The sequence below is a fragment of the Geobacillus sp. C56-T3 genome (assembly GCF_000092445.1).
Lineage (GTDB): Bacteria > Bacillota > Bacilli > Bacillales > Anoxybacillaceae > Geobacillus > Geobacillus thermoleovorans.
In genome coordinates this window covers 2,012,908-2,037,946 of sequence record NC_014206.1, presented here as the reverse complement: position 1 = coordinate 2,037,946, position 25,039 = coordinate 2,012,908, and the positions used below count along the sequence as shown (strand labels likewise).

Genomic DNA, 25,039 nt, shown 5'->3' with positions numbered 1-25,039 from the left:
GTTTTCCCTCCTTGAACCGTCGTCGTCGTTAGTGTATGCGGTCTGACGGCGGTTCATCGACGGAAAATGTTTGCAGGCGGCATCATGCGGCGGGCGCAGGAGAAAAGAGGGAAGGGGGCGAAACGATGGCCGCACTGGCGCTGTCGCTGCTTGTGTGCGTTGTCTCGATTGCGGCATTGCTTTGGGTCAAAGGGCAAGTTGAGCGACTCTTGTTCCGCTGGAGAAGCGTGCCCCTTCTCCATGCGGTCAACGTCGTCATCATCGCTGCCATCGTTGCTGACATGTACTATCGGCTCAGCGGCATCGACGTGTACTTGCGCGATTTGGCCGATATCAACGGTTTTTGGTATGTCTTTGCCGGCGCGATGCAGCTCGTCTTTCCACTGTATTTGTTTTCCTGTTGGCTTGTCGCCAGGCGGCGCGAGCGCGAGAAAAAATATACGCGCAGCAAAGACAAAAAGGTGCTGTATATCAATGAGCGGTATTTGGCGCGCCGCCATCGGGGCGATTATCGCCGATCCAAAACATCGTAAGAGAGCGGCTCCCCCGCAAATGTCTCACCCACCTCCGCGAGTGCACAGGGGGAGCTTTCAGCGATTTGCATATGTGCCAAACGACAATGCACAAGACCCCTTTCCGCTTCCCTTCGTTTCGAAGGTGCCCGTTTGAACAACATGTGATTCGATCCGACGGCGATTGCCGGCCAACATTCATCTCCCACATGGACGGGTGCTCGTGCACCTTCACGTTTCGAAGTGGGAGACTTCTTTCGGAATGATGTTAGAATTTGGTCTTTTCCTTTTTCGATGTGGACGGCTGATTGTTTGATTTGGACGATGGATTGGTTTTGTTGGCGTATTCCACCGCTTGTTCGAGTTTCTTTTTCATCGGTCTTTTCCTCCTTTCTCCTCGGGCAGGCACACATAGTATGCCCGTTCGCCGCCTCGGCTACTCGAAGGAAGACTGCCATTTTCCGCAAACATATGATATGATAGACGAGGGCATGGCCCGACAACGATCGTTCAAACCAAAGGAGGAATCCCATTGAGCGTACATATCGGAGCGAAGGCAGGGGAGATCGCGGAGCGCATTTTGCTGCCGGGTGATCCGCTGCGCGCCAAATACATTGCCGAAACGTTTCTGGAAGGAGCGGTATGCTACAACGAAGTGCGCGGCATGCTCGGATTTACCGGGACGTATAAAGGGGAGCGCATTTCCGTGCAAGGGACCGGCATGGGCGTGCCGTCCATTTCGATTTATGTGAACGAACTGATCCAAAGCTACGGCGTAAAGACGCTCATCCGCGTCGGAACGTGCGGAGCGATTCAGCCGGATGTGCGCGTCCGCGACGTCATTTTGGCGATGAGCGCGTCGACCGATTCCAACATGAACCGGCTCATTTTCCGCGGCCGCGATTATGCGCCAACCGCCGATTTCCATCTGCTGCGGACGGCGTATGAAGTAGGTGTGGAAAAAGGGCTGGCGCTAAAAGTCGGCAATGTGTTCACCGCCGACATGTTTTACAATGATGAACCGAATTGGGAAACGTGGGCGCGCTACGGTGTATTGGCTGTCGAGATGGAAACGGCGGCGCTCTATACGCTGGCGGCGAAATTCGGCTGCCGGGCGCTGTCGGTGCTGACGGTCAGCGACCATATTCTCACCGGAGAAGAAACGACGGCTGAGGAGCGGCAAATGACGTTTAACGAGATGATTGAAGTGGCGCTTGAAGCGGCGATCCGCAATGGCGCGTGATTGGGATGCCGGGCGCTTGGGCCTGGGAAAACAGAAAAGGAGAAGGAACATGAACCAGCGATGGCAAGCGGCGATGTTGGTGTGCCTGCTGCTCGCCGGCTGCCAAACAGGGGAGAGCGGCAGCAACGGTGCGGCCGGCCCGTCCGGCCAGCCGCCGGAAAGCGCGGTGCACCCAAGCGATCATCAACAACAGGGGAAAACAAGCGAGAGCCCCGTCGATCCCGATTTGCAGCTTGAGGCGAAATATTGGAACATCGTCAAGGTGCAAAACGGACAAAAAGTGATTCAAAACCCTGACAACATTTTGGTGCTCGTCAATAAAGAACAGTCGCTCCCGCCTGGCTATAAGCCGGCGGACTTGGTCGTGCCGCGCGTGCCGTTTTTGTGTGCTGACCCGAACGCGGAAAAGCGGCATATGCGGGCCGAAGCGGCCGCGGCGCTTGAGGAGATGTTTGCCGCCGCACGCCGCGATGGCATTGAGCTGGTGGCCGTGTCCGCTTATCGTTCATACGAGCGGCAGCAGGTGATTTTTGCTGAAGAAGTGCGGCAAAAAGGGAAGGAAAAAGCGGTTCAAGCGGTCGCTCATCCAGGTCAGAGCGAGCATCAGACAGGGCTGGCGGTCGATATCAGCAGCCGCTCGGCCGGCTGTCAGCTGACCGAATCGTTCGGGGCGACAAAAGAAGGGCAATGGGTAGCCGCTCATGCGCACGAGTACGGATTCATCATCCGCTACCCGAAAGGAAAGGAAGCGGTGACCGGCTACAAGTATGAGCCGTGGCATCTCCGCTATGTCGGGCGGAAGGCGGCCGCGGTGATCAAAAAGCGCGGCTTGACGCTTGAAGAATATTTCAAAGTAGTGAAAAAAGTGTGAAAACGGCGTCTCGTCGAGGACGCCGTTTTTCTTGCCAGCTATGGTTCGCAGCAAAAGACGCAATAGCCAAGACGGTCGCCGAATTGAGCTGTCAACTGTTGGTGCATCTGCCACATGCTCGCCATCTCCGGTGTCGGCGGAAGGGCGATGACGATGGGTGCCCCAAGGCTTGGCGCTTCGGCTGCAGCCGCGTAGGAAAACTGGCGGCAGCCAAAGCCGCTTTGTTCGAGCACTTCTTTCCACTCCGCTGATGTCATTAGCTGACGGAAGCCGTAAAAGGCGGCGATTTGCTTTTGCTCGGCGGCGGTCAGCCGCTCATGACACGCTTCAATGCCGACGAATAGGCCATCGTTTTTGAGCACGCGGCGGATTTCGGCGAGCGCGTTTGGCAATGAAACGAAAGCAAGCACCGATTCAGAAAGCGCGAGGTCAAACGTCCCGGCGGGAAACGGGAGCGCTTCGACCGAGGCGCGATGCAAACGGACCGAGACCGCCTTGGCGGCAAAACGCTGTTTCGCCTTGGCGATCATCGTCGGGTGGATGTCGATGGCGGTGACGTTGGCCCCGTACTGTTCGGCGATATAAGCCGCCGTCTGTCCGGTGCCGCAGCCGACGTCAAGCACGGATGTCGAACGGTCGATCTTAAGTTTACGTAAGATTTGTTTTGTTAACTCAAAACCGCCTGGGTGAGCGCCATCGATCCCCATGTCCGCCAACCAGTCTAAATATGCAGACATCTGTTCCTCTCCTTTTTTTGTTTCGACTTGGTTTATCATACGCAAATGCGCTCGATTTTGCCTTTAGACAAAAAAATTTGCTTGTCCCTATTCTTATGAAAAAAGGAAATTTTCTTGCTGTAGACCCAACCGGCTTCAAGCTGGTACACTGATACGTGCAAGAATGAGATGGCTAGGTTGGTGAAGAAAGTGGATCGAAAACAAGGAGCCGAGGCGGGCGCACTGCTGAGCATTTTCGTCTATCTTCTCCTTTCGACCGGCAAGCTGTTGGCTGGGGCGGTGTTCGGCTCGGATGCGGTGGAAGCGGACGGTTGGAATAATTTGAGTGATATTATCGCTTCCTCGGCAGTCTATATCGGCATGAAAATCGCTAAAAAACCGCGTGATTGCAACCACCCGTACGGACATTCTCGGGCGGAGAACATCTCCTCGCTGTTGGCCGCTTTTTTGATGATGTCCATTGGCATTGACGTGATCACAAGCGGCGTCCGCTCGCTGTTCGGCAAGGAAAAGGCAGCGGCTCCTGACGTTTTAGCGGCTGTGGTTGCGCTCGCCTCGGCGGCCGTTATGATTGGCGTTTATGCAATCAATCGCCGGCTGGCGCGGCGGACGAACAGCATGGCGCTGGCGGCCGTGGCGAAAGACAATTTATCGGATGCGCTGGTGAGCATTGGCGCCGCCATTGGCATCGCCGGCGCGCGGCTTGGGTGGCCATGGCTTGATCCGCTGGCGGCGCTTGTGATCGGGGCGATGATTTGCAAGACGGCGTGGGAGGTGTTTATGGAGACGGCGCATACGCTCACCGACGGTTTTGATGAACAGCAGCTCGCCGTTTATAAAGACGAAATCGCGGCGGTGAGCGGCGTGCGCGATGTCGCTGACATTAAAGCGCGCATGTTAGGCAACGACATTGTGCTGGAAGTGACGATCCGCGTTGACTCGCATTTGACGGTGGCAAAAAGCCATGAAATCGCTGATGAAGTCGAGCGTTTGATGCGAAACCGGCATAACATTCGGGCGACGCACGTCCATGTGGAACCGGAAGCGGTGCGCTGACTGGCTTCGGGCGCATTGGCGGGCGGACGCGGCGAGGCGCCTAGACAGCGAATGACTTGTCGGGATGTGACGCTTTGCAGGCGGGATGCAGCCGGGAGAAGTTGCTTATCGCCAACAGCGAGCGGATGCGGCCAAACCGTTGCCGCTGACTTGTTTTTGGCGGCGGGAGGGGAGTAGTTTTGCGTCAAACAGCAAACAATACAATTAAAATCGTTTGCATGGAAAGGACGTCAGTCTATGGCGATCGAGCATAACTTTCGTTTGACGGTTGACGGAACGTACAAACGCCATGCGCCCGCGGGCAGCCAGTCGTGTTGGCTTCATTTCACCGCCGCCGCCAAGCCGGATTTGGAGCAGCTTCTTTCTTCGATGTCCATTCACCCTCTCGCCCAACAGCGGCTGATGAACGGGACAGATATTCCCACGTTTGACGAATACGAAGGATGTTTCTTCTTATCGCTGTTTATCGTTCGTCCGTCCGGCCGGACAGTGAACGTTCGTTTGCTGGCCGGCAGCCAATATATGATCAGCTATATGGATGAAAACGATCCACTTGTTGATCACGTGAAAGAACGTTTGTTGAACCATCGCGATCAGGCGCTGTATCCCGGGTATGTGCTGTATCACTTTTTAGACTTGGCCGCCATCCGTTTTTTGCAAGTCATCGATCAGATCGCTGACCGCATTCAGACGCTTGAACGGCAAGTGTTTGCGACCCCGTTTGCCAACGAAATCGGGCGCGAGATTTATCGGATGAAAACACATCTTCATGAGCTGCGCCAAATCGCCGAGGCGCAGGAAGAAGCGATCAAAATGATCCGCCACGCTGATTTGCCGTATATCAACCAAGAGACGAATCCGTATATCGAGGAAGTGGCGTCGCGATTCTCGCGCGTGCCCGCCGCGCTCGACGCGTTTAAGGAATCATTGTCCGCCATTTTCGATTTGCAACTGTCGCTCAAATCAGATCATATGAATGTCATTATGAAGACATTGACATTGGTGAGCGTCATATTTTTGCCGATGACGTTTATCGCCGGTGTATACGGCATGAATTTTGCGTTTATGCCAGAGCTGAAATGGAGATACGGCTACCCGTTTGCCTTGTTGCTCATGGCAACCGTTGCTATGCTCATCGCCCTCTATTTTAAGCGAAAAGGTTGGTGGGGAGAGACGGGGACGAAAGAAAAATAGGCGTTTTTCTAGAAGGTCGGTGATTTAACGGAGAAAACGCTCCAGCAAGGAGCTTTCGCCAATGGATCAACGGCTCTTCCGTGCGTTCGTGGACCCATCTTTTTGAAGAAAACGCGGTTTTTCGGTTCATCACCGAAAGATGTACTTGACTTTTAGGAACAAACATGATATTATCCCTCCCGGTTGAACAAAAATAACAAAAAAATGGTAATCAATCTTTTTGACGTTCTTATCATGAAAAACGTTTTTTGTCAAGTACATTTTGTGGTGAGAGTCAGTCAAGACTTTGTGGAGAACATTTTTTCGGTTCACTACGGGCGTTGTCAATCACTAGTTAGCGAACCATTTTCAGGAATTAATATCGTAAGCGCTTTCGGACTCTCATCCCTCATCTTGAGGCGATGATACGATATTCCATTTTTTTACACCCAACCACCATCCCGGAGCGCCGACAACGCTTGATGGATCGGCGTCCCGGATGACCGCTGCAGACACGGTAGATTCTGACGCACCACATCTGCCCATAACCGTCCGGCCTTCCGTTTGGCCTGTTCGATCCGCTTGGACTTTGTTGAGGCCGAGACGGCCGACTGGGGCTCTTGCTCCTCCCACCGTCCCTTTCTCCACCCGATCCCGTCGATTCGGGCCGCCATCGCCCTCAGAAACGCCCGAAGCCCTTGGTCTTTCCAGCTGCGGCGGGATTTCACCCGATGCGCAAACCGGCTCATCACGCTCTCGGCGTGGCCCATCGGACGCATGCCGGTCGTCTCCACCCCTTGCTCCGACAGCCACTCCCGATAGTCCCGGATGCATCCCGGCATCGACTCGATCCGGCGGATCATGGCAGCCATCTGCTTCTCTTTCGCTTCGTCCTCCAACGTGCCGACCGCGCTGTTCAGCTCCACCAGAAGCCCCTCTTCGTCTTGTTTCGCCAGCTTCTTCCGCACCTCCCGCCAACGCGGATGGCCGGACAGACACTGACGCAGCTCCCGCGCCACATGAAATCGATCCAGCTGAAAGCACGCCCGCTTCCCAAAATACTCCCGGCAGGCCGTGATCCACGACGCCGCGTCGCCGTTGATGATCAAAAGGTCCCGGCACGGATCATAGGCATATTCGTTCATCAGCCACTCTTCAAACCGTTCCCACACGTCTCCCGCCCCTTCATGGAGGTAGTGGCGCCGGTTTACCAGCTCAAGCTGCGAACCGTTTCGTTTCCATCCCTCGTGAATCGCCAGGATTTTCTCTTCTTTCGCCCGTTTCCCTTTCCCCTGGCGGGAAATGAACAGCCCATCCGCCTCCACAAACAGCACTCGGCCGTGCCGTTTGGAAACAGGGTGGTGCAGCGAGACAGGGGCCTCCAGCACCAGTTGGCGAATCGCCTCGTGGCTCATGACCGCATACCCTACGATCGACTCGAGTGTGCGAGCCGCTTTGCGGTAGGAAGAGCACTCTACGGCCAACTCGACCGCCGTTTCCTCGAGGCAAGGACTGATCGATCGGGCCCATCAAAGCCTAATTCGGCATCCAGCAAGAAGGTATAGTTCCCCGTTTGCCGGTCATAGTAGTAGTTCCGTCGAAACGTCACTTCTCCAAACAGCGTTTGGATCGTAGTCGGCCGTTTGTCTTTCAGCTGATACCGGCGCTTGTCCCGCGCTTCCGCCAGTTGTTGATCAATCTCCTCCAAAAGGGCCGCCAACAAGACAGCGAACACCTTTTGAAGAGTTCTGACTAATTGTTCCTCCAGCTCTTTTAATAAAGGCCATTCTGTGGTAAGATGTTTCATGGACTCTCTCCCTCCTGTTTTCGGTTGATGTTGACAATCACCATCATAGCAGGGAGAGAGTCCTTTTTGCATGACATTTGCTTTTTTCTACCGCGCTTCGCTTGGTGGCCCCGACGAGCGTCGCGAACAAAAGTTCGCAACCCTCGTCGGGGATCATTTCGGAATGTCACCCACAAATATTTTACTCACACTTGTGGTGAAGAGCCGGTTTTTCACCAATCTTCTAGAAATTTGGGCATTCGCCCGGCCGTTTGGGCGGGCGGGCGCATATGATGGCCCTGTGAACCGATGAAGGAGGTGCCCGCCGTGAGCGGTTTTGTCAACAGCGGTTATACGGTCGTCATCGTCCTGTTCATTTTACTGATTATTGTTGGCTGTGCCTGTGTCGCTTGATGAGCGAAAAAATAAGAAAGGGCGGCGGTCAAACGGGCCGCGAAGGGGGGCGGGTGCTCATATTCAGCTGCGCCCCTTCTCCATTGGGCAACCGCGTCGAGCGATGCGGGTGAGTGTTTTGATGGATAAAGTGAAGCGGCGGTATAATGGAACAGAAATGATCATGGAAAAGGAGAAGACGACGTGGGGCATTGGAGCGAAGAAAAGCAAGGCATCTTGTATACTGCTGCTTCGTACTTGCTGTGGGGAGCATTGCCGCTTTACTGGAAGCTGCTAGAGGCGCGCCCGGCGCTTGAGATTTTGGCGCACCGCATCGTTTGGTCGTTCGTGTTTATGGCCATCCTTTTGGCAGCGACTGGGCAGCTTGGCGCCTTCCGCCGGGAGCTTCGGGCGATGCGCCGTCGGCCGGCTAAGGCAAGGGGGATCGCCGCTGCTGCCGTGCTCATCAGCGCCAACTGGTTTGTCTACATATGGGCGGTGAATCATCATCATGTCGTTGAAACGAGCCTCGGCTATTATATCAACCCGCTTGTCAGCGTGGCGCTTGGGACGATCGTATTGCGCGAGCGGTTGAGCGTTGGGCAGTGGGCCGCTGTTTTTCTTGCCGCCGCCGGCGTGGCGGCGATGACGGCGAAATATGGCGCGTTTCCGTGGGTCGCCATATCGCTCGCGTTGACGTTCGGGTTTTACGGCTTAGTGAAAAAACTGGCCAGCGTTGACTCGTCCATTGGCTTGACGCTTGAAACAATGGCCGTCATGCCGCTTTCAGCCGTTTACTTATTATGGGTGTACAACGAAACGCCAGCCCTCGTCAAGACGGCCGAATGGTGGCAATGGGCGCTGTTGGCTGGAGCCGGGCCAGCGACGGCCGTGCCGCTTTTGTATTTCGCCAAAGGGGCGAAGCGTGTGTCGATGACAACACTTGGTTTTTTGCAATACATTTCGCCGACGATCAGCCTTCTCCTTGGCGTCTTTTTGTTCGGCGAGCCGTTTACGAAAGCGCATTTTTATGCGTTTAGCTGCATCTGGGCGGCGCTTATTTTGTTTTCCGCTGTTCAAATCAAGCAAGCGCCAGGGCGGAAAAAATGGAAGCGAAGCTCGCTCGAGGCGTAGCAGCGGTCCGAGGACGGGCCGCTTTTTTTCCATTTCTGCGGCAAATACCCATTTTTGCTGAAACATCTAACCATTTCCTCGGCTTCTGAATAGTCTACTAGTACAAAAACGAAGGAGGTGCTGGCAAATGGGTGCAGCTTACGGCGGCGGATTCGCGTTGATCGTCGTTCTGTTCATCTTGTTGATTATTGTCGGATGTGCATGTGTCGGTGGTTGGGTGTACTGATGCCTCTTACTTGCTAGCAAGGAGGTGACGAATATGCCATATGGCTTGTATGGCTGGGGTGGCTATGGCTTCGGTTATCCGGGCTGGGGCGGCTACGGCCACGGCTACGGCTTCGTGCTGATCGTCGTTTTGTTTATTTTGCTCATTATCGTCGGGGCAACATGGTGCTAGGCGGATGATGGGCATGCGGGGGGAGACGGCCGGGCAACGGCCGTTTCCCCGCTTTTTTTTGTGAACAGGCAGGAACAACGAAAGGAAGTGGAGAAATCATAAACGATGAGAAAATGGAAAGCATATGGAGGACGGGGAAATGACACATATTGCAAAAGACATCGTCGCGACGTTTTCGATCGTCGCGTTCGATCCGGCGACCGGGGAGCTTGGCATCGCTGTTCAATCGAAATTTTTAGGCGTTGGTGCGGTTGTTCCGTGGGCGAAAGCGGGCGTCGGAGCGGTGGCGACGCAATCGTACGCCAACACGTCGTACGGACCGCGCGGCCTCGAATGGATGGCAAAAGGGAAATCGGCGCAAGAAACGCTTGAGTTGCTCGTTGCCGATGACAGTGAGCGCGATTTGCGCCAAGTCGGCATCGTGGATGCGAAAGGACGGGCGGCGACGTTCACCGGGAAAAAATGTTACCCGTGGGCCGGGGGCATCACCGGGCCGAACTATGCGGCTCAAGGCAATATTTTAGCAGGCGAGGAAACGGTGCTGGCAATGGGAAGGGCGTTTGAGCAGACAAAAGGTCCGCTCGCCGAACGATTGCTAAAGGCGCTTCAAGCTGGTCAGGCAGCGGGGGGCGACCGCCGCGGGCAACAGTCGGCCGCCTTGCTTGTCGTGAAAGAAGGAGGGGGATATGGCGGCTACAATGACCGTTATATCGACTTGCGCGTCGATGATCACCCGCGGCCGATCGAGGAGCTTATTCGCTTGTATCAGTTGCGCCAGCTTTACTTTGAGAAACCGCGTCCCGAAAAAGTGGCAGCGATTGAAGGAACGGTAAAGGAAGAGGTGGCCGCCCACTTGGTCCGTCTCGGTTATTTATCGAAAGAGCGCTCGGCGGATCGCGAGGCGCTTCATGAGGCGCTGACCGTGTATATACATACAGAAAATTTTGAGGAGCGCCAAGTGGAGAAAGGAAAAATCGACCTCGATGTATTACAGTATATGAAGCAGCAGCCGTCGCCTAACGAGGTCGGCTAAGGGAAACCGGCCTTGTCGACTGCATGATCCATCATGCTGAAACAAAAAGGATGTCCCTAGAACTGGGCGGGACATCCTTGTTTATCGACCGCTCCCTCTTAAAAGGCGCATGGCGCACGCCCGCTGTCATGTCTGCGCCAAACGGCCCCCAGGCGAAAGCTGAGAAACAGCGCGCCCGTTGCCAATCCGGCGATCAGGCCGATCCAATAGCCGAACGCCCCGGCGGCAGTCAGTAGAGCGAGCGCGCAGCCAAGCGGAAGCCCAACGCCCCAATAGGCGAGAAGAGCGGACCAAAAAACGGCGTTAACCTCTTTATAGCCCCGCAGCGCTCCTTGGATGGGAGCGGCGATGGCATCGGAAACTTGAAAGAAGATCGCATAGAGCAAAAACTTCTCTGTCAACGCCGCCACTGTCGGATCGTTTGTATACAGTCGAGCAACATCGCCGCGGAAGACGGAAAGAAACAATGCAGCGGCGGCAGCGACGGACAAGGCGAGGGTGATGCCGATCAAGCAATATTGTTTGGCGGCTTCATAACGGTTGGCCCCGGCTTCAACGCCCACGGCGATCGTCAGCGCCATCGATAAGCTGAGCGGAATCATATACAACAGTGAAGCGAAGTTGAGGGCGCTTTGATGCGCGGCGACCGTTTCCGCGCCAAACCGGCCGACAAGCAGCGTCACAGCAGCGAAAATGCTCGTTTCAAAAAAGATGGCCGACCCGATCGGCACCCCGGTTTTCAGCAACTCTTTCCATGCGGCCCATGACGGACGGTAGAAACGGACGAGTACACGATAGGGAGCCAAGCGGCGAAATTTCAAAGCGGCAAAGGCAGCGGCCGCGAAGCAGTACGCATACGTGATCGCCGTCGCGTAACCAGTGCCGATGCCGCCAAGGCGCGGAAATCCGCCATGCCCGTAAATCAACAACCAGTTGAACAGCATATTGACCGGCAAGGCGGTGAGCGTAATCCACATCGTCACTTTCGTTTGCCCAAGCGCATCGATGAAATAGCGGAGCACAGAATAAAGAAACAGAGGGATGATCCCAAACGACAAGGCGCGCAAATAATGAAAGGCGATATGCCGAACGTTTTCATCCAAAGACATCTGTTTCAAGATAAACGGCACGGCAGCGGCGCCGATCAGGACAATGGCGACAGCAAGCGCGACAGCCAAGTAGAGCGCGTGGGCGACGGCGCGAGTGATCGAGTCATGCCGTCCGGCGCCGAAATGGTGTGAGACGATCGGGGACAGGGCGAGCAAAATGCCGCCGGCGCCGGTAAACACCGGCACCCATAGGCTTGAGCCGATCGCGACGCCGGCAAGATCTTCGGCGCTCGCATGACCGGACATGGCGACATCGACAAAGTTCATGGCATATTGACCGGTTTGCGAAACAAAAATGGGAAGAAACAAGGCGAACAGGTGCCGCCATTTGCCGTTGGGCGGAGCGGTCGTTGCCATAATGGCTCCTCCCTCTAGAAATGTTGATTTATCAAGGCTTTTCGGCCCCTCAGGGGTGTCCAAAAAATATTTTTCGACAAAATCCCTTACATCCTTTTTCAGTTTTGTGGATATCTTACAGACCTAGGGTGCGCTTCGCGGCCACGGCTGGGGATATTTTCCTTCCGTGGGGAGAAGCGTATTCGATGCACCCTTTGGATCTCCGCGTCGCTGATGAGGACGAACCCTCCCATGTCTCCGGGCGTCTTCGCGCCAACATTCCCTCGTTCGGTCTCGTCATCAGGCGGAGGCCGGCCAAGCTCCTTTGGGGACTCAAGGTCGAATGGATAAAATCACGCCAGCTTCTCCGGTGTCATCCTGTTGTCCAACGATTCTTCCGTTCGCAGGGGGAGGCCTTAGGCCGCCCGTTGCACCTGGGACAAGACGTCCTGTTTCATTCGCTCCGCGTCAAAGGCTTGTTTCTTCGTACAAATCGCAAACAGCACATTCAACAGCTTCCGGCATAATGCGACGATGGACTGCTTTCCGGTCAGCGGATTGACGGGGCGGGTCGTGTAATACTCATGCAGCTCGCGAAACGCCTCGTTGTGCCGGATCAGCGGAATCATCGCCCGAAACAGCACCGATCGCAGCCGTTTCCGTCCCCGTTTGGAGATGTGCTTTTGCCCTTTGCGCTGGCCGGAGGAGTTCTCTTTGAGCGTCAGGCCCGCCAACTTCACCAATTGACGCGGGTCCCGATAGTGGGCGAAGCTGCCGATCTCCGCCAGCAGATCGATGATCGTGGCGTCTCCCAACCCGTCGACCGTTTTCAGCCATTGATACTCCATCGTCGTTTGAACCAACGCCTTCAACTCGGCGTCCAACGCGGCGATCTCAGCCTCCAATTGGCGGTATCGGCGGACGAGCGCGGCGATTTCAAACCGGGCCATCGTCGTCCCTTCCGTCACCCCAATCGAGTCCTTCGCGGCGTCGATCAACGCCTGAATTTTGGCCTTCTGCGGGCATTTCAGCCCTTCGCTTTGCCGGTACACCTCGATGAGCTCCTCGGCGGATCGGCTGGCCATATCGGCCGGAAGCGGCGTCCACTCCAGCACCGAAAGCGCCGTTTTCCCCAGGTCGCGAAACACCGTCCAAAACTCCGGAAAATACCGGTCGGTCCAGCGGACGATCGCGTTTTTCACCGCCGTCTGTTCCTTGCGGAGCTTCTCTTTGAGCGTGCTCCCGACGCGCAAATCGGCTTCGATCTCGTGCAGCAGCCGGGGGACGAGGAATCGTCCGTCTTTCGCCAGTCTGGCGATGACCAGGGCGTCTTTGGCGTCATGTTTCGTCGGCAGGTTGTCATCGAGTTCTTTCGACCGGCACACATGCGCCGGGTTGACCATGACCAACGGGATCCCGTGCTCCTCGAGGAAGTAGGCCAGGTTCAACCAGTAGTGCCCGGTCGGCTCCACCGCGACGATCACCTGCGGCTTTCCGAACGCTTGCATCGCCTCCTGAATCGCTTCATACAGCTGGCGAAAGCCCTCTTTCGACTGGAAGATCGGGAACGATTTGCGAAGCACACGCCCCCGGTCATCCACGAAGCAGGCGTAGTGGGTTCGTTTCGCGATATCGATGCCCACGACAAGCGTTTGTTCGGTGACTTGATCAATTTTATAGTTTTGTGTACAATTCATCTGAAGTCCTCCTTGGTATGGTGAGTGATGTGTTTGACACCCCTGCATCATACCAAGAGGGCTTTTTTTGATCAAGTCCCCGGAAAAGCTCCTAACGGGAATGCTCCTTTTCTGTGATAAAGTGACACATTGTTCTAAATCATCAATCTCTCCACTTCCGAAGCTGGGATGGCCCCCTCTTCGGAAGCGATTTATGACGAAAGGAACGGCGGTTGGCTGCAAAGCGGGAATTCGATCAAAAAACATGTGCCGTGCGCGTCGCTTTGCACTTTCATCGTCCCGCGATGCAGTTCGACGATTTTTTTCGATAATGACAGGCCGAGCCCAGTTCCCGTTTCCTTCGTTGAAAAAAACGGATCGAAAACATGGTCGATGACCGACGGCGGAATGCCGGGCCCATCGTCGCAGAAGCGAAGCTGAACGAGATGGTTGATTTTTCGGCTGCAGATCGACACCCTCATCGTTTTCGCCACTTTTGCTTCCACGGCGTTGCGAAATAAGTTTAAAAACACTTGCAAAAGCTGGCTGCGGTCGCCGTTCATTTCGTAATCGTCAAGCTGGTCATCAAGGTCAAAATGGACGTCGACGTTATGCAATAGCGCTTCGCTTTGCAATAGGACGCCGACATCGTCGCGCAAAAAGCGGTGCAAGTTGAACGTCTCCATTTTGACGTCCGCCGGCTTGGCGATATTCAAAAAATCCGTGATAATATCGTTCGCCCGGTCGAGCTCAGGAATTAAAAGCCGCTCAACGAGCGAGGCGATGCGATCCGGCAAGTCGCTTTTCAATAGTTGCAAATATCCGCGCACTGTCGTCAGCGGATTGCGGATTTCATGGGCGATGCCGGCGGCGATGCGGCCAGCGACCGCCAGCTTTTCTGTTTCTTTCATCATATTGAGCGACTGAAACATACTGATGACTCGTTTGATCGATCCGTCATCGTTGTAAATAAAACGGGTGTTGACGATGCCGTAAAATCGGTCGAGCACTTCGTAATTGTAAAGCGGCTCGCCTTTTTCAAGCGATTCGAGCGTCGCGATCAGCTCATCAGGGAGCTTCAGCAGCTCGCGAATATGTTTGCCGATGATGGCGTCGCGGTCCACGCCGGTGTCAACAGCCGCCTGCAAATTGCAAAGCGTGATGATCCCTTGAGCGTCGACAAAGACGATATGGTGTGGAACAAGATCGAGCAACGGCGTCAAAAAGGCTTCCACTTTTTCAAACGGTACGTCGCGATACAAGTCAATATCCCACTGCCATTTGGCTTCCTTTTCAAGGGACGGCGGAATGGTGCGAAGGTGCGGCCGGACGTCGCCGCGCTTTTTTTCGATGGCGATTCCACTTTCGTAATCGGCAAAGGTGAACGGAAACGGAAGCTTTTCGATGAGCCGCTCATAAGCGCGCAGCTTTCGTTCGAGCTCTTCGATTTGCGATTGTACGAGTCGATCGTTCATCTTTCCAAACTCCTTAGCTGCACATTTCGTTTTTTATTTTACAAAAACCGCCCTCCGTTGGCTATGGCGGACATCCTATCGATCCGACGGGGACGAAACGAATCCAAGAAACCGGAGGGTGCGGGCAGGCGCTGTCAATCGATGCCTGCCGCTTCCACGCGGGAAAGGAACTGGCTAAGCGCCTCAAGAGACGGAAAAGCAGCTTGCCCCTGCCGCTCGTTGCCGCCCCCTTTGCCGCCAAACAGGGCGGTTTGTTCTTTCAGCCAGTTCCCTGCGTGGAGCAAGGAAGATGGAGATTTAGCGATGACGGCGCGCCAATCGGGTGTGGAGGCGAGCAGCGCGGTTTTGCCATAACGGTCGGCGATCAGACGGGCGATCATTTGCAGCTCTTTCGCCCCATACTGGTCGTAACGGCCAATCACTGCACGCCCCGATTCGGCGGCGGCCCGTTCGGCTTCGACGGCAAAGACGATTTCCTCGTATTGGCGCAGCCGTTTTTCCAATTCCTTTTTCTCTTGTTCCCATTTCGCGATCACTTCAAGCAGCTGATTGCGGCTTGTCCCGAACCGCCCTGCTGCCGCCTGCACGACGCGGTGGGTTTGCTGGTAGTCGGCGAGAGCCCGGCCGCCGCAAAGAAAGGAAAGACGCGTCATGCCGCGATGGCGCTCTGCTTTCAGCAATTTGATCACGCCGATTTCACCCGTGCGTTTCACATGGGTGCCGCAGCACGCCGACAAATCGATCCCTTTCATCTCGACAACACGGACATTGCCTTGAACATCGGGCCGCTTGCGAAATGGCATCCGTTCTGCCTCTTCCGGTGTCACCCAATACGTATCGACCGGGAGATTAGCGTAAATGAGCTCGTTGGCCCGGTTTTCCACTGCCAGCATTTCCGACTCCGTCAGCGCATCCACCGTTATGTCGATCGTCACGACATCGCGCCCAAGATGAAAACCGACTGTTTCTGCGCCGAGCTGTTCGATGAATACAGCAGATAATAAATGTTGGCCGCTATGCTGCTGTGTATGATCGCGGCGCCGCTTCATATCAAGGACGCATGAAACGACGCCCATTCCCGGGTGGGCAGGGAGGCGGTGATACACTTCCCCGTTTTCGTCAAACACATCGAGCACCGGCAAGCCGGCGATCGTGCCGGCGTCAGACGGCTGACCGCCGCCTTCCGGGTAAAACGCCGTTTCAGCCAATGTGACGACGTATGTCTCGCCGTCTTGGCGGACGCTTGTCACCGCCGTTGTCCACGCGGCAACGTCCGGCGCCGTATAGTACAACTTTTCAGTCACAATCGCTTCATCCTTTCGTATTCCGAATACTTTTCTTTCATATTAGCAAATTCGCTCGCATTTGCCTATCGTGGATCTTCCCAACCGCTTTCTCCCATCAAACGGGCGAAGGATTCCATTGGCGCTATTAGGTTTTGATGGATCACAGCCAAATGAAGACAAATTCCCTAATTGATAAAACAATGTGCTAAATCATCAATGGAATTAACAAAAATTGTTTTTGCATACCATGCCAAAGTTCGTCAAAAAAGAGAAGACGATTGTACACAGCTTCTCAACTGGAAAAGAATCGGTTTTGCGATGGTTTTTGTCAAATCCCCTACCTTCAAGCAGCTGACAAAATGCAACGGATCGCAGTGATGGTTCGTTAAACAATATAATAATAAAAAAACTATGTGCTAAATAATCAATAAAAAAAGAGTGACCATCCAAAAGAAAAGCAACATTTGTCGGCGGCGAAACGTTTTGTATATAATAAAACGGAGCGAAAACGAACCGATCGCCGATCAGAAAGGGTGGTTTGATGATGTTGACGTTAACAGACATTGAACAAGCGCGAGCGAAAATGAAAGGCATCGTCCATCAAACGCCGCTTGAGCATTCGCAAACGTTCAGCCGGCTGTCTGGCAATGATGTATATATGAAACTCGAAAATTTGCAAAAAACGGGCTCGTTTAAAGTAAGAGGCTCATTCAATAAAATTATGTCGCTCACGGAAGAAGAGAGGGCGCGCGGCGTCATCGCCGCTTCGGCCGGCAACCACGCCCAAGGGGTCGCCTATGCGAGCGGCATGCTTCATATTCCGTGCACGATCGTCATGCCGAAAGGGGCGCCGCTCAGCAAAATTGAAGCGACGAAAAGCTACGGGGCGGAAGTCGTGCTGTACGGCGATGTGTTTGACGAGTCTTTGGAATATGCATTAGAGTTGCAGCGCGAGCGGGGAATGACGTTTGTACACCCGTTTGACGACTTGGCGGTGATGGCTGGCCAAGGGACGATCGGCTTAGAGCTGATCGAGCAGCTTCCCGACGTCGATGTCGTTCTTTGTCCGGTCGGCGGCGGCGGGTTGCTTGCTGGGGTGGCGTTTACGTTAAAACAGCTGAAGCCATGGGTTGAAGTGTACGGCGTTGAGTCATCGGCTTGCCCAGGCATGACGGCGGCCATACGCCATAAACAGCCCGTCTCCATTGCCGCATCGAATACGATCGCCGATGGGATTGCCGTGAAAAAGCCGGGCAATATTACGTACCAATACATTGAGCAATACGTCGATGGCGTTGTGTGCGTGGAAGAGGCGGAAATTTCACGGACGATGCTGTATGTGCTCGAGCGGAACAAGCTGTTAATCGAAGGGGCGGCAGCTTGTCCGTTGGCGGCATTGTTGTATCAAAAGCTGCCGTTTCGCGGCAAAAAAGTCGCCGCTGTGCTAAGCGGCGGCAACGTCGATGTGACGCTCATTTCCCGCATTATTGAGCGGGGGCTTGTCGAAGCCGGGCGATTCGTTACGTTTACAACGGTCATCTCCGACAAGCCGGGCCAGTTGAACAAACTGCTTCGCATTATCGCCGAGCTCGAGGCGAATGTCATGTCGATTCATCATCAGCGCATCGGCGCCAAAGTGTTGCCGGGCCAGGCGGAAATTCACTTTTCGCTCGAGACAAAAAACGAAGACCATATTCAGCAAATCTACCAAGTGTTGTTGAAAGAAGGCTATGATGTACAGTTTTACCGATGAGCGCGCGATGGGAAAACGGTTTGTGTTTCGCCACTGTCTGTTAAGCAAGCAATGGAAAAGCCGTCTTCGAAATCATGTTCACAGGGTTGCCAAATGAATACGAAACCATCATTTGCCCAACATAGCGGCTGTTCCTTATGACATGGGGGACAGCCGTTTTGTTTTGTCAATGCACACGCGGCGCATCTTGCGGCCGCGTTGCGCCGAGGCCTTCGCGGGCCATTTTCGCTTTCAAGCTTTCCAGGACATACAAACCGAACATGCCGAGCAGCTCTTCATCGGTCATCTCGTTGGTCAGCTTGAGCACATCGCGGCGGCTAAGTTCATCTAAAATCGACATCGCCACCGATTCGGCGTCTTCTTCATCTCCGGTCAGTCGATCTTTATAGTATTCGTACAGATCGTCAATAAACTTCATCGGCATCGTCGCCTCGCTTTTTTGAGAGCGGGCTTCCTCCTTTCTTTGCAGTTGGCCGATGCGGACTTAGGGGCATCGGCAATCCTCTCGCTTTGACGCCACAAATGCCATTGGCAGCAGGGATGATTCATAGTATAATGGAAAAAATATCATTCGAAAAGCGGGGGAATTCTATGATTCGCCGGTTAACGGCCGAAGACCATCAACAAGTATTTTCGTTTTTGCGGCAAGATCCGTCGTTCAATTTATTTACCATCGGCGATATTGAGTCGTTTGGCTATGACGCCGATTTCCAAGACGTTTGGGGGCAGTTTGACGATGCCGGCTCGCTGAAGGCGGTGCTGCTCCGTTATTACGATTCCTACATTCCGTACGCGCCTGGCGATTTTGATGCCGATGGCTTTGCTCGTCTCATCCGCGAGACAGCCCAATCATCGTCCATCCAGCTGTCTGGCAAGGCGGACATTGCCAGGCAGTTCGAAGAGCGGCTGCCGCTTGGGACGAAGCGAACGCTTTACTTTTGCGAGTGTCGGACGGATGAATACGCCCGCCAAGAAATGGGGGCGTTCGCCGTCAAAAAAGCCGAATTGGCCGATGTCGACCGGATTCTCGACTTGCGGCGCCGCATTGCCGAATTTGAGACGAGGCCGTCGTCCCGCGATATGCTAGTGAAAGGGATGGAAACCAATTCAGCTAGAACGTACTACATTGAACAAGACGGCCGAATGGTGGCCGCGGCATCGACATCAGCGGAAAACTCATTGTCGGCGATGATCGTCGGCGTCTGCACGGATCAGGAGCATCGAGGGAAAGGGTATGCCAGCACCATCGTGGCGAAGCTCGTTTGCGATTTGCTTGCTGAAGGGAAGATGCCGTGCTTGTTTTACGACAACCCGGCCGCTGGCCGCATCTACCGCCGCCTTGGTTTTCGCGATATTGGGCTGTGGGCGATGTACCGCTAGCAACGAAAAGCGGAAGCTCCGCCGGCTTGCTTCTGCGCAGAAGCAAGCCGGCGTTTATTGCCCGTCCGCCCCGTTTGGCGTGACGCGGCGAATGTGCTTGCCGCCGTGCTCCCGCATCGCTTTTGCCTTGTCGTTGACGAGCTGCTTTTGGTCAACGATGGAAGAAGGTGTTTGTTTTTTGTTCGCCATATGGAATCACCTCAATGGAGACGATTTAGCGCGCTGAATGAACATGTCCGCATCTTCGATCAGCCCGCAGACGCCGCATTGGACGCGGTAGCTCGGGCCGCGGTATGGGAGATGGAATGGTTCGAGCGCTTCGTTTGTGTATTCGTGCTCAATGTCGCCGGTGTGCGGATCGAGCTTGACCGCACGCGGGTGCTGCTCAATGAGATGAAACCGCGTCCGGTTCGTTTTGCAGTTTGGGCATAGCATCGGTTCCAATCGAAGCCACCTCCATCTTTATCATTTGAAAACATGGCGGCCATTATGTATCGGCAGGCCCTGTACGACCGTGTTGGGCATGAGAAGCAATGGTTGACAATCATGGTGCAGTTCGGGTATGGTAAAGGCAAAACAAAAAAATATTTCACTTTTTCAGAAAATAGTGTAATATAAATGGCAAAGGGGATTTTCTATGGCTGACAAACCGCTCAGAGACCGCATTATCGATACGGCGCTTCATTTATTTGAGAAATACGGCTACCACGGCGTGACGGTCGACCGCATCGTTGCCGAAAGCGACACATCCAAAGGCGGTTTTTACCATAATTTTAAATCAAAAGACGAGCTCTTGTACCATATCCATGATGTCTTTATCACGTATGCGCTGACAAAAGCGCAGGAGGCGTATGAGGGCTTTCCTACGCCGACCGAGCGCTTGTACGCCATCGTTCAGTCGTTTGTCAAAGTGTTTCATTTGTATAAACCACACATCACCGTGTTTTACCAGGAAAGCACGTACTTAAAACCGGAATACGCTGAACCGATCAATGAAAAGCGCGAAGAGTTCAAGCAAATCATTTTTCGAGTCATTCGCGAGGGGATTGAAGCCGGGGAATTTCGTCCGGAGCTGTCGGTGGAGATTACTGGCATGTCCATTATCGGCATGGTCAACTGGACATACAAATGGTACAATCCGGATGGTCCGCTGTCAATTGAGGAGATCGCGGCGTATTTTGCCGATTTCATTTTGCATGCGGTGCTCCGCACACCAGAAAACCCAGCGGCGGCGCGGTTTTTGTTGCGGCCGGCCGCCGAATAAGTTGTTGATCGTATACAGACCAACTAGTCGGTTTTTTGAAAACGCTTCAAAAATCAAAACGATCTGCATTCGTTTCCTTCGTTTAAACCGACTAGTCGGTTTAAATAATAGAATATTTTCTATGGGGGAGAGGGACAGGATGGATTTTTCATTAACAAAAGAGCAACAAATGATTAAAGAAATGGTTCGCGACTTTGCTGAGAAGGAAATTGCCCCATACGCGGCGAAATGGGATGAAGAGGCGCATTTTCCGCTGGATGTCTTCCGCAAAATGGGCGAGTTGGGGCTATTGGGTTTGCCGTTTCCGGAAGAATACGGCGGCGCTGGAGGCGATACGATTTCGTATGCCATCGCCGTTGAGGAAATCGGCCGCGCCTGCGGCGGCACCGGGCTAAGCTATGCGGCCGCCGTGTCACTTGGGGCGAGTCCCATTTATTACTTTGGAACAGAGGAGCAGAAACAAAAATGGCTCGTGCCGATGGCCAAAGGAGAGACGCTTGGCGCTTTTGGGCTCACGGAGCCGAACGCCGGGTCCGATGCTGGGGGCACGCGCACAACAGCGGTGCTCGATGGCGATGAATATGTCATCAACGGCGAAAAATGCTGGATCACGAACGCCCAATACGCGCGGCAAGTCATTGTCACCGCCGTGACAGGCAAAGATGCGCGCGGCAAAAACATCATCACCGCTCTCATCGTGCCAACTGACTCCCCAGGATTTACGATCCGTTCGAATTACGACAAGATGGGCGTGCGCGCGTCCAATACGTGCGAGCTTGTTTTCGAGAACGTCCGCGTGCCGAAAGAAAACGTCTTGGGCGACCCGCAAAAAGGGTTTAAACAGTTTTTGTACACGCTTGATGGCGGCCGCATTTCCATCGCTGCTTTAGCCGTCGGCATCGCGCAAGCGGCGTTTGAGAAAGCGCTTCAATACGCGAAAGAACGTGTTCAGTTTGGCCAGCCGATTTCCAAGTTTCAAGCGATCCAGTTTAAGCTCGCTGACATGGCGATGGAAATTGAGCTTGCCCGCAATATGGTGTACAAGGCGGCTTGGTTGAAAGACAAAGGGAAACCGTTTACAAAAGAAGCATCGTTCGCCAAGCTGTTTGCGTCGGAAATGGGGTTCCGCGTCTGCAACCAAGCGATTCAAATTCACGGCGGATACGGCTATATGAAAGAGTACGGCGTTGAGCGCCATTTGCGGGATATCAAGCTCATGGAAATCGGCGAAGGCACATCAGAAATCCAACGGCTCGTCATCGCCCGCCAACTGGGATGCTAAAAGCGGAAATGCCTGCATATCCATAACAATGAATTCGGACAAAGGGGAGGAAACGGCCGATGTTGACGGTGACTGTGGGGAAATTGTTGGAAGAGCGAGCCAGGCAATATGCGGATCGCGAGGCGGTCGTGTATGCCGACCGCGGCTTGCGTCTGACGTATCGGCAGTTTAACGACTATTGCCGCCTCGTTGCGCGCGGGTTGATGCGGCTTGGCATCGAAAAAGGGGAGCATGTCGCCATTTGGGCGACGAACGTCCCGGAATGGATCGCCTGCCAGTTTGCGACCGGCAAAATGGGAGCCGTCCTCGTGACGGTCAATACGAACTACCGCGCGGCGGAGCTTGAGTATTTGCTTCGGCAGTCCGACTCGACGACGCTCTTTTTGATTGAGCAATATCGCGACTCGTCGTATATCGATATTTTATATGAAATCGTTCCCGAGCTGCGCACATCGGCGCCCGGACAGCTGCAATCGAAACGGCTGCCGAAGTTGAAAAACGTGATCTTTCTTGGCGACAAACGGCACCCGGGCATGTTTACATGGAACGACATCTTGGCGATGGCGCACGACGTATCGGAAGAAGAACTCGATGAACGGATGGAGAGCCTCGACCCGCACGATGTGATCAACATGCAATACACGTCCGGGACGACTGGATTCCCGAAAGGGGTGATGTTGACGCATTACAACATCGTCAACAACGCCCACCAAGTGGCGCAATGCATGGGACTTGGCGAAGGCGATCGATTGTGCATTCCGGTGCCGTTTTTCCATTGCTTCGGCTGTGTCATGAGCACGCTTGCATGCGTGACGGTCGGGGCGACGATGGTGCCGGTTGTGGAGTTCCATCCGAAGCGGGTTCTCGAGACGGTGGAAGCGGAGCGGTGCACGGCGCTTCACGGCGTGCCGACGATGTTCATCGCCGAGCTCAACGACCCGGATTTTGCCAAATACGATTTGTCGTCGCTGCGCACGGGCATTATGGCCGGTTCTCCTTGCCCGGTCGAAGTGATGAAGGCGGTCATCGAGAAAATGGGGATGAAAGACATTACGATCGCCTACGGGCAGACGGAAGCGTCCCCAGTCATCACGCAAACGCGCACCGACGATCCGCTTGAGCTGCGTGTCGAAACGGTTGGCCGCGCCTTGCCGGGCGTGGAAGTGAAAATCGTCGAGCCGGGCACGAACAAGGAAGTGCCGCGGGGGGTGCAAGGGGAACTGTGCACGCGCGGCTATCATGTCATGAAAGGGTATTACAACAACCCGGAAGCGACAAATGAAGCGATCGATGCAGACGGCTGGCTGCATACCGGCGATTTGGCGACGATGGATGAAAACGGTTACTGCCGCATCACCGGCCGGCTGAAAGATATGATCATCCGCGGCGGGGAGAACATTTATCCGCGCGAAATCGAAGAGTTTTTGTACAAACATCCGAAAATTTTGGACGTTCAAGTCGTCGGCGTGCCGGATGAGGTATACGGTGAAGAAGTGATGGCGTGGATCATCTTAAAAGACGGCGAAACGGCGACTGCTGAGGAGATTCGCGAGTTTTGCCGCGGCAACATTTCCCGGCATAAAATCCCGCGTTATATCGAATTTACCGACTCGTACCCGATGACGGCATCTGGGAAAATTCAGAAATTCAAATTGCGGGAAATGGCGAAACAGCGCCTCGGCTTAACAACCTAAGCCTAAACCGCCGCGCCGGGCGGACGAACCGTCCGGCGCCGGCATCTGTACTTTTAAGAAAGGGTGAGACGATGTTTTCGAAAGTGTTGATTGCCAACCGCGGCGAAATCGCCGTCCGTGTCATCCGCACGTGCCGACGTCTCGGCATTCAAACGGTTGCCATTTATTCCGAAGCAGACGCCGATTCGCTTCATGTCTCGCTCGCGGATGAAGCGTATTTGATCGGCAAGCCGCGCGTCGCGGAAAGCTATTTAAATATCGAAAAAATCATTGAGGTTGCCAAAACGGCGAAAGCGGAGGCAATCCATCCCGGCTACGGGCTGTTGTCGGAAAATCCAGCGTTTGCCCGCCGCTGCGAGGAAGAAGGAATCGTCTTCATCGGTCCGAAGGCGGACGTCATTGCGGCGATGGGCAGCAAAATCGAAGCGCGGCGGACGATGGAAAAAGCCGGCGTGCCGATCGTCCCGGGCGTCTCCTTTGCGCTTGATGGCTCCGATGAGGCGGCCAAAGCGGCGGCTTCGATTGGGTATCCAGTCATGCTGAAGGCGTCAGCCGGCGGCGGCGGCATCGGCATGCATATCGCTCGCGATGAAGCTGAGCTGCGCCAAGCGTTTGAAGGGAGCCAAAAACGGGCCGCTTCGTTTTTCGGCGACGGGACGATGTACATTGAAAAATATATTGAACGCCCGCGCCATATTGAAATTCAGCTTCTTGCCGACCAAAATGGCAACTGTGTTTACTTATGGGAGCGTGAATGTTCGATCCAACGCCGCCACCAAAAAGTGGTCGAAGAGGCGCCGTCGCCGTTTTTGGATGAAGAGACGCGGCGGAAGATGGGGGAGGCGGCGGTGCGGGCTGCGCGTTACATCGGTTATGCAAATGCCGGTACCATTGAATTTCTCGTCGATGAACAGAAAAATTTTTATTTTCTTGAGATGAACACTCGGCTGCAAGTCGAGCACCCGGTGACAGAAGAAATCACCGGCATCGACATCGTCGAAGAGCAGCTGCGCATCGCCGCGGGCGAGCCGCTCCGCTATAAACAAGAAGAGATTCGCCGCGACGGTCACGCCATTGAAGTGCGCATTTATGCCGAAGATCCGAACACGTTTTACCCGTCGCCCGGCCGCATTACGGTGTTTTCCGCCCCACAAGGCGAATGGATTCGTCATGAAACGGCGGTTCAAAGCGGCATCACGGTCACGCCGTTTTATGATCCGATGATCGCGAAATTGATCGCCAAAGGGCCGGATCGGCAAACGGCGATTGAACGCTTGCTCGAAGCGCTTCGAGACTATCGCGTTGAAGGGATTAAAACGAACATTCCGCTGCTTGAGGCCGTGTTGTCCCATCCGGCGTTTCAAGCGGGGGATACGACGACCGATTTCCTTTCGAAACATTGGAAACCAATAAAAACGAAATGAAGCAGAAATGAATGGGGGAAGAAAC

Annotated in this window: 24 protein-coding genes and 1 pseudogene; 16 read left to right on the top strand and 9 right to left on the bottom strand. The window is 54.4% G+C overall.

The window, feature by feature from the left end; genetic code table 11:
• Positions 1–125: 125 nt before the first annotated feature.
• From GC56T3_RS10145 to GC56T3_RS10135, 3 genes are all read left to right on the top strand, one after another.
• Entirely contained in the window at positions 126–533 is a 408-nt protein-coding gene (locus GC56T3_RS10145; protein WP_013145438.1) for a hypothetical protein, read from the top strand.
• A gap of 511 nt (positions 534–1,044) precedes the next feature.
• Positions 1,045–1,755 (top strand): purine-nucleoside phosphorylase, encoded by a 711-nt coding sequence (gene deoD, locus GC56T3_RS10140; RefSeq protein ID WP_013145436.1) that lies wholly within the window; start codon positions 1,045–1,047, stop codon positions 1,753–1,755.
• Between the two features lie 49 nt (positions 1,756–1,804).
• Positions 1,805–2,626: a D-alanyl-D-alanine carboxypeptidase family protein gene (locus GC56T3_RS10135; RefSeq protein WP_013145435.1), complete on the top strand. Its 822-nt coding sequence runs from the start codon at positions 1,805–1,807 to the stop codon at positions 2,624–2,626.
• 38 nt (positions 2,627–2,664) lie between these two features.
• Here GC56T3_RS10135 and GC56T3_RS10130 read toward each other — a convergent pair whose 3' ends face one another.
• Positions 2,665–3,363: a class I SAM-dependent methyltransferase gene (locus tag GC56T3_RS10130; RefSeq protein ID WP_013145434.1), complete on the bottom strand. Its 699-nt coding sequence runs from the start codon at positions 3,361–3,363 to the stop codon at positions 2,665–2,667.
• 168 nt (positions 3,364–3,531) lie between these two features.
• Here GC56T3_RS10130 and GC56T3_RS10125 point away from each other — a divergent pair, with 168 nt between their 5' ends.
• Both GC56T3_RS10125 and corA read left to right on the top strand, forming a co-directional pair.
• Complete coding sequence (locus GC56T3_RS10125; protein WP_049775744.1) at positions 3,532–4,419, top strand: cation diffusion facilitator family transporter; 888 nt, start codon at positions 3,532–3,534, stop codon at positions 4,417–4,419.
• A gap of 237 nt (positions 4,420–4,656) precedes the next feature.
• Positions 4,657–5,613: a magnesium/cobalt transporter CorA gene (gene corA / locus GC56T3_RS10120; protein WP_013145432.1), complete on the top strand. Its 957-nt coding sequence runs from the start codon at positions 4,657–4,659 to the stop codon at positions 5,611–5,613.
• 422 nt (positions 5,614–6,035) lie between these two features.
• Here the strand turns inward: corA and GC56T3_RS10115 are convergent.
• A pseudogene (locus tag GC56T3_RS10115) lies at positions 6,036–7,399 on the bottom strand (ISLre2 family transposase).
• Positions 7,400–7,687: 288 nt separating this feature from the next.
• Here GC56T3_RS10115 and GC56T3_RS18680 point away from each other — a divergent pair.
• From GC56T3_RS18680 to GC56T3_RS10100, 5 genes are all read left to right on the top strand, one after another.
• Positions 7,688–7,792 carry a YjcZ family sporulation protein gene (locus GC56T3_RS18680; protein ID WP_013145431.1) on the top strand — a complete coding sequence of 35 codons (105 nt, stop codon included), beginning with the start codon at positions 7,688–7,690 and terminating at the stop codon, positions 7,790–7,792.
• Between the two features lie 183 nt (positions 7,793–7,975).
• Positions 7,976–8,905 carry an EamA family transporter RarD gene (gene rarD, locus GC56T3_RS10105; RefSeq protein WP_013145430.1) on the top strand — a complete coding sequence of 310 codons (930 nt, stop codon included), beginning with the start codon at positions 7,976–7,978 and terminating at the stop codon, positions 8,903–8,905.
• 127 nt (positions 8,906–9,032) lie between these two features.
• Complete coding sequence (locus tag GC56T3_RS18675) at positions 9,033–9,131, top strand: YjcZ family sporulation protein (protein ID WP_013145429.1); 99 nt, start codon at positions 9,033–9,035, stop codon at positions 9,129–9,131.
• Between the two features lie 33 nt (positions 9,132–9,164).
• Complete coding sequence (locus tag GC56T3_RS18670; RefSeq protein WP_013145428.1) at positions 9,165–9,302, top strand: YjcZ family sporulation protein; 138 nt, start codon at positions 9,165–9,167, stop codon at positions 9,300–9,302.
• A gap of 139 nt (positions 9,303–9,441) precedes the next feature.
• A complete protein-coding gene (locus GC56T3_RS10100; RefSeq protein ID WP_011231083.1) occupies positions 9,442–10,335 on the top strand; it encodes a DUF1028 domain-containing protein in 894 nt (297 codons plus the stop codon).
• Between the two features lie 98 nt (positions 10,336–10,433).
• Here GC56T3_RS10100 and GC56T3_RS10095 read toward each other — a convergent pair whose 3' ends face one another.
• The 4 genes from GC56T3_RS10095 to GC56T3_RS10080 all read right to left on the bottom strand — a co-directional run bounded on the left by GC56T3_RS10095 (position 10,434) and on the right by GC56T3_RS10080 (position 16,235).
• Positions 10,434–11,801 (bottom strand): MATE family efflux transporter, encoded by a 1,368-nt coding sequence (locus tag GC56T3_RS10095; RefSeq protein WP_013145427.1) that lies wholly within the window; start codon positions 11,799–11,801, stop codon positions 10,434–10,436.
• A 395-nt stretch (positions 11,802–12,196) separates the two neighbouring features.
• On the bottom strand, positions 12,197–13,477 hold the full coding sequence (locus GC56T3_RS10090; RefSeq protein ID WP_041468208.1) for an IS110 family transposase: 1,281 nt from the start codon (positions 13,475–13,477) through the stop codon (positions 12,197–12,199).
• Between the two features lie 191 nt (positions 13,478–13,668).
• Complete coding sequence (locus GC56T3_RS10085) at positions 13,669–14,931, bottom strand: nitrogen regulation protein NR(II) (RefSeq protein ID WP_013145426.1); 1,263 nt, start codon at positions 14,929–14,931, stop codon at positions 13,669–13,671.
• 134 nt (positions 14,932–15,065) lie between these two features.
• Positions 15,066–16,235 carry a DHHA1 domain-containing protein gene (locus tag GC56T3_RS10080; protein ID WP_013145425.1) on the bottom strand — a complete coding sequence of 390 codons (1,170 nt, stop codon included), beginning with the start codon at positions 16,233–16,235 and terminating at the stop codon, positions 15,066–15,068.
• 526 nt (positions 16,236–16,761) lie between these two features.
• On the opposite strand from GC56T3_RS10080, the gene ilvA reads away from it, so the two are divergent.
• Positions 16,762–17,970, top strand: coding sequence for a threonine ammonia-lyase (gene ilvA, locus GC56T3_RS10075; protein ID WP_013145424.1), 1,209 nt, complete (start codon positions 16,762–16,764; stop codon positions 17,968–17,970).
• A gap of 166 nt (positions 17,971–18,136) precedes the next feature.
• Here ilvA and GC56T3_RS10070 read toward each other — a convergent pair whose 3' ends face one another.
• Positions 18,137–18,394 (bottom strand): DUF6154 family protein, encoded by a 258-nt coding sequence (locus GC56T3_RS10070; RefSeq protein ID WP_013145423.1) that lies wholly within the window; start codon positions 18,392–18,394, stop codon positions 18,137–18,139.
• Positions 18,395–18,561: 167 nt separating this feature from the next.
• Between GC56T3_RS10070 and GC56T3_RS10065 the strand changes: the two genes are divergently transcribed.
• Positions 18,562–19,350 (top strand): GNAT family N-acetyltransferase, encoded by a 789-nt coding sequence (locus GC56T3_RS10065; RefSeq protein ID WP_013145422.1) that lies wholly within the window; start codon positions 18,562–18,564, stop codon positions 19,348–19,350.
• A 54-nt stretch (positions 19,351–19,404) separates the two neighbouring features.
• Here the strand turns inward: GC56T3_RS10065 and GC56T3_RS20175 are convergent, their stop codons facing one another.
• Together GC56T3_RS20175 and GC56T3_RS10060 are read right to left on the bottom strand one after the other, a co-directional pair.
• A complete protein-coding gene (locus GC56T3_RS20175) occupies positions 19,405–19,539 on the bottom strand; it encodes a hypothetical protein (RefSeq protein WP_013145421.1) in 135 nt (44 codons plus the stop codon).
• 6 nt (positions 19,540–19,545) lie between these two features.
• Positions 19,546–19,794, bottom strand: a complete 249-nt coding sequence (locus GC56T3_RS10060; RefSeq protein ID WP_013145420.1) for a hypothetical protein — start codon at positions 19,792–19,794, stop codon at positions 19,546–19,548.
• A 193-nt stretch (positions 19,795–19,987) separates the two neighbouring features.
• On the opposite strand from GC56T3_RS10060, the gene GC56T3_RS10055 reads away from it, so the two are divergent.
• From GC56T3_RS10055 to accC, 4 genes are all read left to right on the top strand, one after another.
• Positions 19,988–20,614, top strand: a complete 627-nt coding sequence (locus GC56T3_RS10055; protein WP_013145419.1) for a TetR/AcrR family transcriptional regulator — start codon at positions 19,988–19,990, stop codon at positions 20,612–20,614.
• A gap of 139 nt (positions 20,615–20,753) precedes the next feature.
• Positions 20,754–21,896 (top strand): acyl-CoA dehydrogenase, encoded by a 1,143-nt coding sequence (locus GC56T3_RS10050; RefSeq protein WP_013145418.1) that lies wholly within the window; start codon positions 20,754–20,756, stop codon positions 21,894–21,896.
• 59 nt (positions 21,897–21,955) lie between these two features.
• Positions 21,956–23,590, top strand: coding sequence for an AMP-binding protein (locus GC56T3_RS10045; protein WP_013145417.1), 1,635 nt, complete (start codon positions 21,956–21,958; stop codon positions 23,588–23,590).
• A 71-nt stretch (positions 23,591–23,661) separates the two neighbouring features.
• Positions 23,662–25,014 (top strand): acetyl-CoA carboxylase biotin carboxylase subunit, encoded by a 1,353-nt coding sequence (gene accC / locus GC56T3_RS10040; protein ID WP_013145416.1) that lies wholly within the window; start codon positions 23,662–23,664, stop codon positions 25,012–25,014.
• Positions 25,015–25,039: the final 25 nt, after the last annotated feature.

Excerpts from the sequence above, each read along its gene's own strand:
- GC56T3_RS18675 (WP_013145429.1), top strand. The coding sequence starts at position 9,033 with ATGGGTGCAGCTTACGGCGGCGGATTCGCGTTGATCGTCGTTCTGTTC.
- GC56T3_RS10130 (WP_013145434.1), bottom strand. The coding sequence starts at position 3,363 with ATGTCTGCATATTTAGACTGGTTGGCGGACATGGGGATCGATGGCGCT.
- GC56T3_RS10135 (WP_013145435.1), top strand. The coding sequence starts at position 1,805 with ATGAACCAGCGATGGCAAGCGGCGATGTTGGTGTGCCTGCTGCTCGCC.
- GC56T3_RS10085 (WP_013145426.1), bottom strand. The coding sequence starts at position 14,931 with ATGAACGATCGACTCGTACAATCGCAAATCGAAGAGCTCGAACGAAAG.
- GC56T3_RS10055 (WP_013145419.1), top strand. The coding sequence starts at position 19,988 with ATGGCTGACAAACCGCTCAGAGACCGCATTATCGATACGGCGCTTCAT.
- corA (WP_013145432.1), top strand. The coding sequence starts at position 4,657 with ATGGCGATCGAGCATAACTTTCGTTTGACGGTTGACGGAACGTACAAA.
- GC56T3_RS10100 (WP_011231083.1), top strand. The coding sequence starts at position 9,442 with ATGACACATATTGCAAAAGACATCGTCGCGACGTTTTCGATCGTCGCG.
- GC56T3_RS20175 (WP_013145421.1), bottom strand. The coding sequence starts at position 19,539 with ATGGCGAACAAAAAACAAACACCTTCTTCCATCGTTGACCAAAAGCAG.
- GC56T3_RS10050 (WP_013145418.1), top strand. The coding sequence starts at position 20,754 with ATGGATTTTTCATTAACAAAAGAGCAACAAATGATTAAAGAAATGGTT.
- GC56T3_RS10065 (WP_013145422.1), top strand. The coding sequence starts at position 18,562 with ATGATTCGCCGGTTAACGGCCGAAGACCATCAACAAGTATTTTCGTTT.
- GC56T3_RS10045 (WP_013145417.1), top strand. The coding sequence starts at position 21,956 with ATGTTGACGGTGACTGTGGGGAAATTGTTGGAAGAGCGAGCCAGGCAA.
- GC56T3_RS10125 (WP_049775744.1), top strand. The coding sequence starts at position 3,532 with ATGGCTAGGTTGGTGAAGAAAGTGGATCGAAAACAAGGAGCCGAGGCG.
- GC56T3_RS18670 (WP_013145428.1), top strand. The coding sequence starts at position 9,165 with ATGCCATATGGCTTGTATGGCTGGGGTGGCTATGGCTTCGGTTATCCG.
- accC (WP_013145416.1), top strand. The coding sequence starts at position 23,662 with ATGTTTTCGAAAGTGTTGATTGCCAACCGCGGCGAAATCGCCGTCCGT.
- GC56T3_RS10095 (WP_013145427.1), bottom strand. The coding sequence starts at position 11,801 with ATGGCAACGACCGCTCCGCCCAACGGCAAATGGCGGCACCTGTTCGCC.
- GC56T3_RS10090 (WP_041468208.1), bottom strand. The coding sequence starts at position 13,477 with ATGAATTGTACACAAAACTATAAAATTGATCAAGTCACCGAACAAACG.
- GC56T3_RS10145 (WP_013145438.1), top strand. The coding sequence starts at position 126 with ATGGCCGCACTGGCGCTGTCGCTGCTTGTGTGCGTTGTCTCGATTGCG.
- ilvA (WP_013145424.1), top strand. The coding sequence starts at position 16,762 with ATGTTGACGTTAACAGACATTGAACAAGCGCGAGCGAAAATGAAAGGC.
- GC56T3_RS10070 (WP_013145423.1), bottom strand. The coding sequence starts at position 18,394 with ATGCCGATGAAGTTTATTGACGATCTGTACGAATACTATAAAGATCGA.
- GC56T3_RS18680 (WP_013145431.1), top strand. The coding sequence starts at position 7,688 with ATGAAGGAGGTGCCCGCCGTGAGCGGTTTTGTCAACAGCGGTTATACG.